Annotated in this window: 13 protein-coding genes; 7 read left to right on the top strand and 6 right to left on the bottom strand. The window is 65.2% G+C overall.

Annotated elements, in window-relative coordinates:
- Positions 1 to 37: 37 nt before the first annotated feature.
- From purD to CAG18_RS11905, 3 genes are all read left to right on the top strand, one after another.
- A complete protein-coding gene (gene purD, locus CAG18_RS11915) occupies positions 38 to 1,333 on the top strand; it encodes a phosphoribosylamine--glycine ligase (protein WP_015271953.1) in 1,296 nt (431 codons plus the stop codon).
- Between the two features lie 144 nt (positions 1,334 to 1,477).
- Positions 1,478 to 4,249 (top strand): hybrid sensor histidine kinase/response regulator, encoded by a 2,772-nt coding sequence (locus CAG18_RS11910; protein ID WP_085720940.1) that lies wholly within the window; start codon positions 1,478 to 1,480, stop codon positions 4,247 to 4,249.
- A gap of 174 nt (positions 4,250 to 4,423) precedes the next feature.
- Positions 4,424 to 5,020, top strand: a complete 597-nt coding sequence (locus CAG18_RS11905) for a MarC family protein (RefSeq protein WP_013974374.1) — start codon at positions 4,424 to 4,426, stop codon at positions 5,018 to 5,020.
- 7 nt (positions 5,021 to 5,027) lie between these two features.
- On the opposite strand, the gene CAG18_RS11900 is transcribed toward CAG18_RS11905, so the two are convergent.
- The 6 genes from CAG18_RS11900 to cobG form a co-directional block, all read right to left on the bottom strand.
- Entirely contained in the window at positions 5,028 to 5,681 is a 654-nt protein-coding gene (locus CAG18_RS11900) for a hypothetical protein (protein WP_039613545.1), read from the bottom strand.
- A 59-nt stretch (positions 5,682 to 5,740) separates the two neighbouring features.
- On the bottom strand, positions 5,741 to 6,421 hold the full coding sequence (locus tag CAG18_RS11895) for a hypothetical protein (RefSeq protein WP_023662437.1): 681 nt from the start codon (positions 6,419 to 6,421) through the stop codon (positions 5,741 to 5,743).
- 93 nt (positions 6,422 to 6,514) lie between these two features.
- Positions 6,515 to 8,212 (bottom strand): precorrin-3B C(17)-methyltransferase, encoded by a 1,698-nt coding sequence (gene cobJ / locus CAG18_RS11890; protein WP_085720939.1) that lies wholly within the window; start codon positions 8,210 to 8,212, stop codon positions 6,515 to 6,517.
- A complete protein-coding gene (locus CAG18_RS11885) occupies positions 8,200 to 8,934 on the bottom strand; it encodes a precorrin-2 C(20)-methyltransferase (protein ID WP_013974378.1) in 735 nt (244 codons plus the stop codon). Before CAG18_RS11885 ends, cobJ begins: the two co-directional genes overlap by 13 nt.
- The gene (locus CAG18_RS11880; RefSeq protein WP_039613543.1) at positions 8,931 to 9,557 is read right to left on the bottom strand and encodes a precorrin-8X methylmutase; all 627 of its coding nucleotides are present in this window, start codon (positions 9,555 to 9,557) and stop codon (positions 8,931 to 8,933) included. The genes CAG18_RS11885 and CAG18_RS11880 overlap by 4 nt, the downstream gene beginning before the upstream one ends.
- Positions 9,550 to 10,881: a precorrin-3B synthase gene (cobG, locus tag CAG18_RS11875; RefSeq protein WP_178075709.1), complete on the bottom strand. Its 1,332-nt coding sequence runs from the start codon at positions 10,879 to 10,881 to the stop codon at positions 9,550 to 9,552. The genes CAG18_RS11880 and cobG overlap by 8 nt, the downstream gene beginning before the upstream one ends.
- 243 nt (positions 10,882 to 11,124) lie before the next feature.
- Between cobG and cbiE the strand changes: the two genes are divergently transcribed.
- The 4 genes from cbiE to CAG18_RS11850 all read left to right on the top strand — a co-directional run bounded on the left by cbiE (position 11,125) and on the right by CAG18_RS11850 (position 14,836).
- Complete coding sequence (cbiE, locus tag CAG18_RS11870) at positions 11,125 to 12,336, top strand: precorrin-6y C5,15-methyltransferase (decarboxylating) subunit CbiE (RefSeq protein ID WP_085720937.1); 1,212 nt, start codon at positions 11,125 to 11,127, stop codon at positions 12,334 to 12,336.
- Positions 12,329 to 13,423 (top strand): cobalt-precorrin-5B (C(1))-methyltransferase, encoded by a 1,095-nt coding sequence (locus tag CAG18_RS11865; RefSeq protein ID WP_085720936.1) that lies wholly within the window; start codon positions 12,329 to 12,331, stop codon positions 13,421 to 13,423. Before cbiE ends, CAG18_RS11865 begins: the two co-directional genes overlap by 8 nt.
- A complete protein-coding gene (locus tag CAG18_RS11860; protein WP_085720935.1) occupies positions 13,420 to 14,145 on the top strand; it encodes a cobalt-precorrin-6A reductase in 726 nt (241 codons plus the stop codon). Before CAG18_RS11865 ends, CAG18_RS11860 begins: the two co-directional genes overlap by 4 nt.
- Positions 14,146 to 14,398: 253 nt before the next feature.
- Positions 14,399 to 14,836: an NfeD family protein gene (locus CAG18_RS11850; RefSeq protein WP_085720934.1), complete on the top strand. Its 438-nt coding sequence runs from the start codon at positions 14,399 to 14,401 to the stop codon at positions 14,834 to 14,836.
- Positions 14,837 to 14,840: the final 4 nt, after the last annotated feature.

Below are 14,840 nucleotides of genomic sequence, written 5' to 3'. Positions count from 1 at the left end.
GAAGCGGGATCGGCCAGACAAAATTCGAGGTTTTGACATGAAAGTTTTGATCATCGGCAGCGGCGGCCGTGAGCACGCCCTGGCCTGGAAAGTCGCCCAGGACCCACGCGTCGAGAAAGTCTTCGTTGCCCCGGGCAACGCCGGCACCGCCATTGAAGCCAAGTGCGAGAACGTCGCCATCGACGTGTGCGCCCTGGAGCAACTGGCTGACTTCGCCGAGAAGAACGTCGACCTGACCATCGTCGGTCCGGAAGCACCGCTGGTCATCGGCGTGGTCGACCTGTTCCGCAGCCGCGGCCTGGACTGCTTCGGTCCGACCAAGGGCGCGGCCCAGCTGGAAGGCTCCAAGGCTTTCACCAAGGACTTCCTGGCGCGACACAAGATCCCGACCGCCGACTACCAGAACTTCACCGAAATCGAGCCGGCGCTGGCCTACCTGCAGGAAAAAGGCGCGCCGATCGTGATCAAGGCCGATGGCCTGGCCGCGGGCAAGGGCGTGATCGTCGCCATGACCCTGGAAGAAGCCGAAGCCGCCGTGCGTGACATGCTGGCCGGCAACGCCTTCGGCGATGCGGGCTCCCGCGTGGTGATCGAGGAGTTCCTCGACGGCGAGGAAGCCAGCTTCATCGTCATGGTCGACGGCCAGAACGTGCTGCCCATGGCCACCAGCCAGGACCACAAGCGCGTCGGCAACCAGGACACCGGCCCGAACACCGGCGGCATGGGTGCCTACTCCCCTGCCCCGGTGGTCACCGCCGAAGTGCACCAGCGCGTGATGGACCAGGTGATCTGGCCGACCGTGCGCGGCATGGCCGAGGAAGGCAACGTCTACACCGGTTTCCTCTACGCCGGCCTGATGATCGACAAGGCGGGCAACCCCAAGGTCATCGAGTTCAACTGCCGCTTCGGCGACCCTGAGACCCAACCAGTCATGCTGCGCCTGGAGTCGAGCCTGGTGCTGCTGGTCGAGGCCGCCTTCGCCAAGGCGCTGGACAAGGTCGAAGCACAGTGGGACCCGCGCCCGAGCCTGGGCGTGGTGCTGGCTGCCGGCGGCTACCCGGGCGACTACGCCAAGGGTGACGTGATCAACGGCCTGGACGCTGCCGCGAAGATCGAAGGCAAGGTGTTCCACGCCGGTACTGCGCTCAAGGATGGCAAGGTGACTACCAACGGCGGGCGCGTGCTGTGTGCCACCGCCATGGGCAGCACCGTTGCCGACGCGCAGCAGCAGGCTTACCGCCTGGCCAAGGAAATCAGCTGGAACGGCAGTTTCTACCGCACCGATATCGGCTACCGGGCCATCGCCCGCGAACGCGGTGAGCACCAGCAGTAAGTTGTACCGGACGTCCGCAGCGCGCCCCAGCACCTTGCGCCTGCGGCATCCGGCTCGTCGACAGGGCCCCAAGGGGCCTTGCCTTCGACTTGGCGCGCCGCGCATAGTTAATACCCGGCACCTAGGCTAAGAAGGGATTTCGTAGTGCGTCGGCTTCGGATTGCCTCAGCTCTGATCGTCAGCTTGCTGACCTTGCTCTGCATGTTCCCGGCGGCGGCCGAACATGACGGAGGCTGGGCCGTTATGCTCGACGAACAGGCCAACCTGCAACTGAGCGACGTGCGCTCCGAACGTTACCGCAACCAGTTCAGCCCGCTGGTACTTGCCGACCTGGATGCCGCTCCTGCGGAACAGGCCCTGTGGCTGCACTACCGCCTGGAGCCCGGCGAGCAGGAAAAACTGCTGCGGGTTTTCGCCCCAGACCTTTCTGGCCTGGACCTCTACGCCCTCGAGGGCGACAAGCTTCTGCGTCAGCTGCACCACGGGCGCCAGGCAGGCAATGCCAGCCCGACCCTGCGTGGCAGCGACCATGTACTACCCCTGCCCAACAGCAAGCAACCCCTGGATATCTACCTGCGCCTGGTTTCCGAGCACCAGTTGCGCCCGGCCATCAGCCTGGAGCCTGCGGCCGTGGCAGCCTCCGACCAGCGCCAGCCATTGCTGTTCGGCATGCTGTTCGGCGGCTTGGTGATGCTGATCATGCACAACCTGATCCGCTTCATCTACAGCCGCTCCAGCACCACCCTGATCCTGGCGCTGTACCACGGCCTGATGCTGCTCAGCGGCCTGATCCTGCTGAACCTCAGCGGCCCCTGGTGGCACGTTTGGCATAGCGCGCAAACACCCGCCGCATACCTGACGCTGGTCCTGGCCGGCCTGGCGGGGCTGGGTTTCACCCAGCATTTCTTCTCGCCATGCAACTCGCCACGGCTAAACCGTCTGCTGCAGGGCGAGATGCTGCTGGTCGGGGTGAGCGGGTTGGTGCTGCTGTTCGTCGACACCCTGCCCCTCAACCTGATGACCTATGCCCTGATGGCCCTGGGCAGCGTGAGCATGCTGCTGGTCAGCAGTTACCACTGGTACAAGGGCTATGCGCCCGCACGTCTGTTCAGCCTGGCCATGGTGGTGTTCAACCTCGGTGGCCTGGTGCTGCTGCCAGCGCTGCTGGGCCTGACCCGTACCTCGACGCCCTGGCTGCTGTGCATCCTGCTGGGCCTGACCGTGGCCAGCGGCCTGCTGCTCAACCTGGCCGTCAGTGAACGCCTGCGGCGCATTAGCGAGGAGCGCTTCAGCGCCAGCCGCGCACTGGCCGCCAGCGATGCCGAAATCAACGCCAAGGCCGAGTTCCTGGCCAAGATCAGCCACGAAATCCGTACCCCCATGAACGGTGTGCTGGGCATGACCGAGCTGCTTCTGGGCACGCCGCTGTCGGTCAAGCAACGCGACTACGTGCAGACCATTCACAGCGCCGGCAACGAACTGCTGACGCTGATCAACGAGATTCTCGACATTTCCAAGCTGGAATCCCGGCAGATCGAACTCGATGACGTGCAGTTCGACCTCAACGCGTTGATCGAGGATTGCCTGAACATCTTCCGCGCCAAGGCCGAACAGCAGAACATCGAACTGATCAGCTTCACCCAACCACAGGTACCACGGGTGATCAGCGGCGACCCGACGCGCCTGCGCCAGGCCTTGTCGAGCCTGCTGGAGAATGCCCTGAAAAACACCGACCAGGGCGAGATACTGCTGGTAGTGGCGCTGGACCAGCGCGGCGAGGTACCGCGCCTGCGCATCGCCGTGCAGGACAGCGGCGAACCGTTGCCGGCCGCTGACCGCGAAGCCTTGCTGCAGGCCGAGTTGCACAGCCACCACTTCCTGTCCAGCAACAAGCTGGGCGGCCACCTGGGGCTGGTCATCGCCAAGCAGCTGATCGGGCTGATGCAGGGCGAGTTCGGCATCAAGAGCAGCACCGGCATGGGCAATACCCTGTGGCTGACCCTGCCGCTGGACCCTTCGCGCCTGGAACAGCCACCGGCCGACCTCGACAGCCCGCTGCGTGATGCTCGCGTACTGGTGGTGGACGACAACGACACCTGCCGCAAGGTGCTGGTACAGCAGTGCAGCGCCTGGGGCATGAACGTCAGCGCGGTCCCGTCGGGCAAGGAAGCACTGGCCCTGCTGCGCACCAAGGCCCACCTGCGCGACTACTTCGATGCCGTGCTGCTGGACCAGAACATGCCAGGCATGACCGGCATGCAGCTGGCCGCCAAGATCAAGGAAGACCCGAGCCTGAACCACGACATCCTGGTGGTGATGCTCACCGGCATCAGCAACGCGCCGAGCAAGGTCATTGCGCGCAACGCCGGGGTCAAGCGGATCCTCGCCAAGCCGGTGGCCGGCTACACGCTGAAAACCACCCTGGCCGAAGAACTGGCCCAGCGCGGCCGCGAGCAAGCCGTACCAGCCAGTTTGCCCGGCATCCCCCAGGCACTGGACCTGCCCGGCGATTTCCGCGTGCTGGTCGCCGAGGACAACAGCATCTCGACCAAGGTGATCCGCGGCATGCTTGGCAAGCTCAACCTCGAGCCCGACACCGCCAGCAATGGTGAAGAGGCCTTGCAGGCGATGAAGGCGCAGCGCTATGACCTGGTGCTGATGGACTGCGAAATGCCGATACTTGACGGTTTCTCGGCCACCCAGCAGCTGCGCGCCTGGGAAACCGCCAACCAGCGCCAGCGCACCCCGGTGGTGGCGCTGACCGCGCACATACTTGCCGAACACAAGGAACGCGCCCGCCTGGCGGGCATGGACGGGCACATGGCCAAACCGGTGGAACTGTCGCAGTTGCGAGAGCTGATCCAGTACTGGGCCAACCACCGGGAAGCCAAGGTGTATCCGGTGCATAGTTCCTGACCTGTACTGCCTGTACTGGCCTCATCGCCGGCAAGCCAGCTCCCACACCGACCGCACCGATCTCAAGATATGCACAGTACCTGTGGGAGCTGGCTTGCCGGCGATTAGGCCAGTGAAGACAACCACGATCCTACTGATACACTTCCCCTCACCTTTCCTGCCAGGGGCTTCCCCATGCTCCATGAGTTGTTCAGCGTCTACCTGAAAATGCTCGTGCTCTACAGCCCGTTCTTCGTGCTGTCGTGCTTCATCAGCCTGACCCGCGGCCATTCCAGCAAGGAGCGCAAGCAGCTGGCATGGAAGGTGGCCATCGCCGCACTCATCGCCAGTGTCCTGCTGTACCTGTTCGGTCGGGCGATCTTCGGCATCTTCGGCATCACCGCCGACGCCTTCCGCATCGGCGCTGGCAGTGTGCTGTTCATTTCGGCACTGGGCATGGCCCAAGGCAAGTCTGCGGTACAGGCCGACAACGTCCAGCAGGATGTCACCATCGTGCCGCTGACCATCCCGCTCACCGTCGGCCCGGGCACCATCGGTGCACTGCTGGTAATGGGCGTCGGCCACCCGCACTGGGACGACAAGCTGTTGGCCATCATCAGCATCGCCCTGGCCAGCTTCACCGTCGGCCTGGTGCTGTACTTGTCGCACCGTATCGAGCGCATACTCGGCGACCAGGGCCTGCAGATCGTCAGCCGGCTGATGGGGCTGTTCGTCTGCGCCCTGGCTGCGCAAATCATCTTTACCGGTATCAAAGGCTACCTGGCGCCATAGCCATTGCCTAATGCAGGTCGAACCGATACTCCCCTTGTGCATCCTTGGTTTTCATCAATGCCTCCAGCTCATCTCGCTGGTATTGGAAACGCCCGTTATCCAGCTGCAAGGAAACGCCATTGAACCCGGCTTCACCCTCCAACGCCTTTTCGACCAGCAGCATGTCCTGGGGTATGCCGGCGATCGGTGCGTCGAATTGGAAGGTGATACTGCAAAGATCGAGGGTCGGGCCCGGCTTGAGCAAGCCAAGCTCGATCACCAGTTGCGAACCCTGCGTGCTGAACTTCAGCTGGTGACGAAAACCTTCGATCGATCGGCCCAGGCCACTTCTTACTGCAGCCAGCACAGCCTCATGACGGATCGAGCGCATCTTCAGCCACGCCTCGAGTGGCTGTATCTGCGCGCTGGGCGCGGGCTGCCCCAGCTGTTTCAAGTCATGCGTACTGGCCAGCTTGATCCAGCCCAGTTGCCGGTATGCCTCGCGATAGGCGTCATACCAGGCTTCATAGTTGTCAAAGCGTGACCCCGCATTCCTGTTGGCCACCAACTGGGCGTAAAGGATGGAGTCGAAAGCAGCCTGGCGTTGAATCTGGCCAGCGTCCGCGCGATACAGTAATGCAGTCCCGCCAATCAACATCAGTTGTTCAGCTGTTCTGTCCATTGCATTGCCTCGTCACAAAGAGCCGAACAAGGCGGCGTTGCAACAACGCCGCCCTGCAATCAGAAGTCGTACTGGAGAACGTTCTCGACGCTGCGCACGCCGAGTTTGTTTTCCACGGTTTCGCGGACCTTGTCGTAGACGAAAGTGTTGAGGGTGAGCACAGCCATGCCGGCGTAGTACTCGGTCTTTTCCAGCTTCCACTGGATACCTAGGATGTCATCCTCCAGTTTGGGGGCAGAGGCCTGGATGCAGCTCACCACCATGACCACATCGTTGTTGTCGGTTTCGACGCAGGCGGCCATCCCGACCATGCCCCTGACCTTGTTCTTGCGCTTGTGATCGACCACCTTGACGTCATTTTCGACGGTGGTGAGTTTGTCGAAAGCCGCCTTGGCCAGCACACCCAACTTGGTACCACCCAGCACTGCATTGCCGACCGCACCGATCGCCCGTATAGCGACAGCGCCCACGGTGACAGACAACTCGGCAGAGGTTTCCAGCTCGAAGGTGCGACGAGGGATGGTAAAGCCAAGATCACGCATGACATCGATGAACCGGTCGTACCACTCCCTGCTCTGTTTTTCGGCATCGAAGGACTTGTCAGCCACCAAGGTGGCAAAGTGGAAGGCGTTCTTTACGTCATGACGGCTTTGCGAAGACATGCCTGCGCCGCAGGCCAGCAGGTTGCCTTCGACCAGGATGGCTGTGTCGGTCGCAGTGACTTGTGTTTCTGTGGACATGTGGAAACTCCTAGATGGTTGCCCCCCGAGTCAGGGGCGACCACCTTAGCCAGCGCGCCCAGGATGCAGCGCGCTGAAGGGTTTCCGGTGCAACTAGTCAGCCGACGGGTACCAACGCGGGGTGTAGGCCCACACCCCGCCCGACAAGCGAGGAAACACGCAGGTTGTAGATGAACCCACCAGCACCATGGTGCGCATGTCGACCATTTCCGGCAGCAGTTCGGCCAATGTGACGACCCTCAGCGTCTGCCCCGGCCTACCGATGTCACGGCCAAGGACTACAGGCGTGTTACCCTCGCGGTGCCGACGCACGACCTCCAGCGCTACCCCAAGCTGGTGCGGCCTGGCCTTGGAAATCGGGTTGTAGAATGCCAGCACCAGGTCGGCCTGGGCCGCCAGGTCCAGGCGTTTTTCAATGATCGACCACGGCTTGAGGTTGTCGGACAGCGACATCACACAGAAGTCATGCCCCAGCGGCGCGCCCGCCTGGGCGGCCGTCGCGAGCGAGGCCGACACCCCTGGCAGGATCTCGAGATCCACCCGGTGCCAAGCCGGGTCCGTGGACTCGTGCAGCGCTTCAAGTACCGCAGCCGCCATGGCGAACACCCCCGGGTCTCCCGACGAAACCACCACCACCGAACGGCCCTGGGCCGCGAGTTCGAAGGCATGCCGGGCACGCTGCATCTCTTCACGGTTGTCGGTGCAGTGCAGTACCTGGTCGTCACGGAACGGGCCGGCCATGCGCACGTAGGTTTCGTAACCGAGCACATCCTCGGCCCGCGCAAGCTCGGCCTTGACCGCCGGCACCATCAGCTCGGCTGCACCCGGCCCCAGGCCGATGACCGCCAAACGACCCCGACGACGACCGATCTGCGCCACTTCGACCGGGGCAGGCGCCACCGCGATGACCACGTCTGCCACCTCGATCAGCTGCGCAGCAGGCAATGCCGCGGCAACCATGCTGGCGAGATCATGCGTCCTGGCAGCAAAGCGCAAGGCAACCCCCAGGGCCTGTGCGGCCTCGTACAGGGCGCTATCGGCCATGGCTTGCTCGTCGGCCAGCAGGCAGGCCACTGCCGGCTCGGCGATGCCGGCCTGCTGCAATGCCGACCGGATACTGGCCAGGCTACCGCCAGCAACACCCACCACCACCGAACGCGGGTGGATCAGCAGTTCGTCGCGGCTGGCCGCGCGCGCCTGGTGCCCCACATGGATGGTACGCCGGGCCGCCTCACTGGCAGGCAACTGCGCCTGCTGCAGCCACGGCGCGTCACCTTCGATGCGCACCGCCTCGCCAGCCAGCAGGTCAGAGACGAAGCGCTTGCCTTGCTCGATATCCGCCAGCGCATAACCTTGCGGCGGGTTCAGCAGGCAAGTGCCGAAACGCAACTCGCCGCTGGTGGTAATCGCCGCAGCAACGCCCAGTGCTTCAGCGATTTCGCGCGCCATCACGTTCACACCGCCAAGGCCACCGAGCAACGGCACTACCGCGCTGCCGTCTTCGGCCACGGCCAGTACCGGCGGCTCGACACCTTTCTCGCTGAGCAGGCTGGCGAGGCTGCGGATGACGATACCCGCCGCGCACAAGGCAATGATCGGAGTGTTCTGCTGGTACAGCCCACGCAGGGTATCGCCGAACGCGGTGTAGCAAAGGTCGGCACCCTCGACCCGTCCTTCCAGCCCATGGATCGATGCTTGTGGATAACACTGCTGGATACGCTGCGCCGTGGCCAGGCTGCCCTGGCCAAGGATGACGATCGCCGGTGCCTGGTGCATGTTCAGCCCTGCCATTTTTCACCCGGCACGATAATCAGCGAGAAGTACGGCGACGACTGTGGGTCGACCTGATCCAGCGGCACGATTTTCTGGTTGGCCATGGTCGCCCGCTCCACATACAGCGCGCGCCCGTCCAGGCCCAGTTCGGCCAGCACTTCGCGCACCTTGGGGAAGTTGCGGCCAAGCTTCATGATCACCGCCGCGTCGGCATCGGCCAGGCGACGCTTGAGTTCTTCGGCCGGCAACACGCCAGACAGCACCGACAGGCTCTGGTTGCGGTACACCAGCGGCGCGCCCAGTACCGAGGCGCCACCGAGCATCGAGCAGACGCCGGGGATTACTTCGGCCTCGTAGCGCTGCGCCAGGCGATCGTGCAGGTACATGTAGGAGCCGTAGAAGAACGGGTCGCCTTCGCAGATCACCGCCACGTCGCGGCCGGCATCCAGATGCTCGGCCACCTGCACGCTGGCCTCGTCGTAGAAGTCGCTGATCACCTGTTCATAGGAAAGCGGCGCTGGCAGCGCTTCGGTGGTTACCGGGTAGACCAGCGGCAGCAAGGTCTGCTCGGGCTGCAGGTGCGCCTCGATGATGCCGAAGGCATTGCCACGCTTGCCCTTGGCCACGAAGTAGCCGACCACCGGCGCTTCACGTAGCAGACGCAGGGCCTTGAGGGTAATCAGTTCAGGGTCGCCAGGGCCCACGCCCAGGCCCAGCAGACGTCCACGCGGCACCATCATTCCACCTCCGTGGCCAGGGCGTTGACCGCGGCGGCGGCCATCGCACTGCCGCCAAGGCGGCCCTGCATGATCACGAACGGCACGCCACGGCTGTCGGCGGCGAGCATCGCCTTGGACTCGGCGGCACCGACGAAACCGACCGGGAAGCCGAGGATCAGTGCCGGTTTCGGGGCGCCGGCGTCGAGCATTTCCAGCAGATAGAACAGCGCGGTAGGGGCGTTGCCGATCACCACCACACTGCCTTCCAGGTACGGTCGCCACAGCTCCAGGGCCACGGCGGAACGGGTGTTGCCGGCGTCTTTCGCCAGGCCCGGTACGCTCGGGTCGCGCAGGGTGCAGATGACCTTGTTGTCGGCGGGCAGGCGGGCGCGGGTAATACCTTCGGCGACCATGTGCGCATCGCACAGAATCGGCGCGCCGTTCAGCAACGCCTCGCGCCCGGCCCGGCCGGCGCCTTCGGAGAACTGCAGGCCATCGATGGCGTCGACCATGCCACAGGCGTGGATCACGCGCACGGCGAGCTTTTCGAGGTCTGCGGGGATCCGCTCGAGTCGGGCTTCCTCGCGGATGATCCGGAAGGAATTGCGATAGATCTCCTGACCATCGCGGATATAGTCAATCATCAAGGTGCTCCGTCGGCAGGTCGAGCATGGCGCCTGCTTCATTCAAGGTAAGGTCGGTGGCGCGCAGGGCGCCGAAGCCCGGCTGGCGCGCATCACGCAGGTACAGGTCGTAACGGCCCGGCGCGCGCGCCAGCAGGGTGGCCGGGGCAACATGAGCCACGGCGCAGGATCGGGGGCAACCGGAGAGGTGCACGCTGCCGGGCACGCCAGGGCCGAGCAGTGCAGCCAGGGTGACGGCGTCGGCCTTGGTCTCGCCCAGGGCCTTGGCACAGCCACTGGCGCCGGTACATGCGCTTATGCGGGCCAGTGGCTCATGGTCATGGCATAGCAGGCCCAGTGCGGACAACCCGGCCTGGGCGTGATCGATGTGTTGCGCTTGCAGGTTGGTCAGCACCAGGCTTTGCCAGGGACTCAGGCGCAGGCTGCCATCGCCATGTTCACGGGCAACGCGCGCAGCGCCACGCAGCATGGCCGGGGTCAGGCGCCCCTGCGGCGGGGCAACGCCCAAGGCGACGCCCTGCGCCTGGGGCAGGACGCCCAGCCACGAGACGCTGCGCGGTTCACGCCGCCACGCGAGCACGGCGGCATCGCGGCGGATGGCCAGGCCGAGTCCGTCGATGAAATCGGTTGCCGAACACACCTCGAGCAACTGGCGCATGCGCGACTGTGCCGGGGTGGCCAGGTCGAGAAAGCGCTCCAGCACCGCACGCACCAGCACCAGGCCTTGGTTTGCCGGCACCGCGCCGAGCACCTGGCCGTCTGCCGGGCAACCTGCCAGGCCAAACGCCAGCCAGGTCTGCTGCCCCAGGCGCAGGGCAGACAGCCACAGGTCATGGGGGTGTTCGAGCATGGCCAGGTTTTCGCCGGCATCCAGCTGCACGGCAAACTTGGCCGACAACTGGTGAAAACGCGGGGTGCCCTCCAGCAGGTCGAGGATCTGCCCGGCCAACGGTCGAGCGTCCAGCAGCATCGCCGGGTCATGCCCGGCCAGCGGGCTGAGCATCAGGTTGCGCACATCGTCACCGGCGGCATCACGTGGGCCCAGGCCGGCAGCGAGCAGCGTCTCGACCAGGCCGCGATGCTCGCTACCGATGCCGCGAATCTGCAGGTTGCCGCGGTTGGTGGCCTCGATCACGCCACCGGCGAAACGCTCGGCCGCCGCCGCCACCGCATCGGCCTGGTCGGCCAGCAGCAGGCCACCCGGCAGCTTGATGCGGCAGATACCGCCATCACGGGCACCGACGATGCGCCACAACCCCGGGCAGGCCGAGGGACGGGGCGATACATGGGGGGCATGGGCCTGGGTCAAAGGGGCGTCCGGCAATCTGTGAAAATGCGCTTGAGTGTAGAAGGCGCGGTATTATGCCTGCTTTGTCCGGCGGCATGAAAAGCCGGTGGTCGAGCATCATCGACGATCGAGTAGAAATTAAGGACCGCGTCGCCTTCTTCGCGGGCATACCCGCTCCCACAGAATCACCGCTGCCCTCAACGGCAGCGCTGTACCTGTGGGAGCGGGCGAGCCCGCGAAGGGGCGCGCAGCGGCCCCAAAAATGGCGGAATGAAATACATGGCACCCTGGCTGACAGTAGTAGGTATCGGCGAAGACGGCTTCAGCGGCCTGGGCAAGCAGGCCCGGCGCGCGCTGCTGGGCGCTGCGCGGATCTTCGGCAGCCCGCGCCAGCTGGCCTTGCTGCCACGCTGCGTGGCCGGCGAACGGCTGGGCTGGCCAAGCCCGTTCTCGCTGGCCCCGGTCCTGGCCCTGCGCGGCCAGCCGGTGTGCGTGCTGGCCAGCGGCGACCCGATGTTCTACGGCGTCGGTGCCAGCCTGGCGCGCCAACTGCCCGCCGCTGAAATACGCGTGCTGTCGATGCCCTCCTCCTGCGCCCTGGCCGCCGCCCGCCTGGGCTGGCCACTGCAGGACGTGCAGGTGGTATCGCTGGTCGCTCGGCCCCTGGCAGCGCTCAATGCCCATCTGCACAGCGGTGTGCGCCTGCTGGTGCTGAGCAACGACGGCGACAGCCCGGCAGCAATTGCTACGCAGCTGCGCGAGCGGGGCTTCGGGCCAAGCCGCCTGCGAGTCTTCGAACACTTGGGTGGCGTGGACGAACGTGAGTTGGCCGGCACCGCCCAGGACTGGCCGCACAGCGACGTCGCCGCGCTCAACCTGGTAGCCATCGAGTGCCTGGCCACGCCCGAGGCGCCGCGCCTGCACCGGCTGGCCGGGCTGCCGGACAGCGCCTTCCGGCATGACGGCCAGCTGACCAAGCGCGACGTCCGCGCCATTACCCTGGCCCGCCTGGCACCACAGCCCGGCGAACTGCTGTGGGACGTGGGCGCCGGCTGCGGCTCGATCGGCATCGAATGGATGCGCGCCCACCCGGCCTGCCGCGCCTTGGCCATCGAGGCCGACGAAGGCCGCCAGGGCTTCATCGAACACAACCGCGATGCGTTGGGTGTACCCGGCCTGCAACTGGTCCGCGGCAAGGCACCAGCGGCGCTGGAGGGCCTGGAGCAACCGGATGCGATCTTCATCGGTGGCGGCGTCACCCGCGAAGGTGTGCTCGACCTGTGCTGGGCAAGCCTGCGCCCCGGCGGCCGGCTGGTAGCCAATGCGGTGACCCTGCAAAGCGAACTGGCCCTGGCGCATTTCCGTGAACGCCACGGTGGCGAGCTGACCCGCATCCATGTCGCCCATGCCCAGCCATTGGGCGCGTTCGACACTTGGCGCCAGGCGCTGCCGATCACCTTGCTGGACGTGGTGAAACCCGCCAATGCGTGAAGAAACCCGCGAACAGCCCGCCCCCCTGCGCAGCGGCCTGACCACCGGCAGCTGCGCCACTGCCACCAGCCTGGCGGCAGCGCGCTTGCTGCTGGGAGGCGAGAGCAGCGACGCCGTCAGCATCACCCTGCCCAAGGGCAAGGTGGTGCAGATGCGCCTGGAGTTCTGCCGCCTAACCAGCCAAGGTGCCGAAGCGGGCACGCTCAAGGACGCCGGCGACGACCCGGACGTGACCCACGGCGCCCTGCTCTATAGCCAGGTTCGCCTGCTGGCCGAACCTGGCATCCGTTTTGTCGCCGGCACCGGCGTCGGCACCGTGACCCGCCCGGGGCTGGTGCTGGCGGTGGGTGAGCCGGCCATCAACCCGGTGCCACGGCGCATGATCAGCGAACACCTGCAACGCCTGGCGGACGAATGCAGCTATCCCGGCGGCTTCGAGGTGACGGTCAATGTGCAGGGCGGCGAGCAACTGGCCCTGAAGACCATGAACCCGCGCCTGGGCATTCTCGGCGGTCTGTCGATCCTCGGCACCAGCGGCATCGTGCGGCCGTTTTCCTGCGCGGCCTACATTGCCTCGATCCACCAAGGCATCGATGTCGCCCACACCAACGGCTACACGCATATCGCTGCATGCACCGGCAACGCCAGCGAAGACACCATGCGCCGCGTCTATGGCCTGCCGGAAATAGCCCTGATCGAAATGGGCGACTTCGTCGGTGCGGTGCTCAAGCACCTGCGCAAAGTACCGGTGCCACGCCTGACCCTGTGCGGCGGTTTCGGCAAGATCAGCAAGCTGGCTGCCGGGCACATGGACCTGCACAGCCGTCATTCCAGCATCGACCTGCCGCAACTGGCCGGCTGGGCGGCGGACATCGGCGCCGACGCTGCGCTGCAGGCATCGATCATTACTGCCAACACCAGCCAACAGGCCCTGGCACTGGCCCATGCAGCCGGCATTCCCTTGGGTGACGCGGTGTGCGCCCACGCCCTGGCCTTCGCCCGCAGCGTGGTGCCGGCGCAGGTGCAGGTGGAGGTGTTCGCCATCGATCGCCAGGGTGGCATCGTCGGCCGGGCGGGTGTGCAATGAACGGGCGCATCCTGCTGCTGGGCGGCGTCACCGAAGCCCTGGCCATCGCTCGCCGCCTGGGCCCACAGCATGTCTACAGCCTGGCGGGCATCGGCCGGGTGCCGCAGGACCTGCAATGCCAGGTTCGGGTCGGCGGCTTTGGCGGTGCCGAAGGGCTGGCGAACTACCTGCACGATGCAGGCATCACGTTGCTGATCGATGCTACCCATCCCTATGCCGCGCAGATCAGCCGCAACGCGGCCAACGCCGCACGCTTGGCCGGTATTCCGTGCTGGGCCTTGCGCCGCCCGGCCTGGCAGACACAAGCGGGGGACGACTGGCGCGAGGTCGAGGACTGGGCGAGGTTGATCGAGGCACTCAAGCCGTTTCGCAGGCCATTGTTCACGCTGGGGCGCGAGCCGCTGCAACATCTGGACGAGATACCGCTGGAGCAGTTCTGGACCTTGCGTGCGTTGGAAACGTGCCCTGGCAACGATCGCTGCGAAGTGATTGGCGCGCGCGGGCCGTTCCATATCGAGGATGAGCGGGCGTTGTTCCAGCGCCGCAAGATCGATGTGCTGATCAGCAAGAACAGCGGCAGCGTAGCGACCGAACCGAAGCTGGAGGTGGCGCGGGAGCTGGGGATACCTGTGCTGATCCTGAAGCGACCGGCTTTGCCGGATGTGAACCGGGCATTCGATTCGCCAGCCGACCTGGCTGCGGCACTCGACCTGCGCGGATGACAAACTCCGCAAGCGCACCGCAGATCCCTGTGGGAGCGGGTTTACCCGCGAAGAAATCAACGCGGTGCATGGCACCGGCTTCGCCGGTGTTCGCGGGTGAACCCGCTCCCACAGGGGACGCGGCAACTTTCATGTATTTGCACAAGACAGTTGCTCCTACAGCCATTTCGGACTTTTCTTGCAAACCATGAAGTGGCCATGTGCCGCACTGCTACCTTAAACTCGGCACTCCCCCCCGGAAGGCGCTACCCATATGGAAATGCAATGGTGGATCTGGCTGGTCTTCGGCATCGCGCTGATCCTGCTCGAACTGGTCCTGCCGACGTTCTTCATCCTCTGGTTCGGCATCGGCGCCGTGCTGGTGTCGCTCATTTCACTGGCCGCCCCCAGCCTGCAACTGGACATGCAGGTGCTGCTGTGGGTGCTGATGTCGTCAGTCACCACGGCACTGTGGTTCAAGCTGTTCCGGCGCAAGCAACCAGACGTGCGCTGGACCGCCGAAAGCGTGATCGGTGAAATGGGGCTGCTGACTGCTGGTGTATCGGAGTTCCAGAAAGGCCGTGTGCGCTTCCAGAAGCCTATCCTCGGCAACGAGGAATGGACCTGCATCGCCGACAGCGAGATCGCGGCCGGCGAGCGGGTACGCCTGACCGCCATCGAAGGGAACATCGCCCGGGTCATCCGGGCCTGAGTCC

Origin of the sequence: Pseudomonas sp. B22(2017) (assembly GCF_002113105.1) — a bacterium.
Taxonomy (GTDB): domain Bacteria; phylum Pseudomonadota; class Gammaproteobacteria; order Pseudomonadales; family Pseudomonadaceae; genus Aquipseudomonas; species Aquipseudomonas asiatica.
This window is presented reverse-complemented; position numbering and strand designations above follow the sequence as displayed.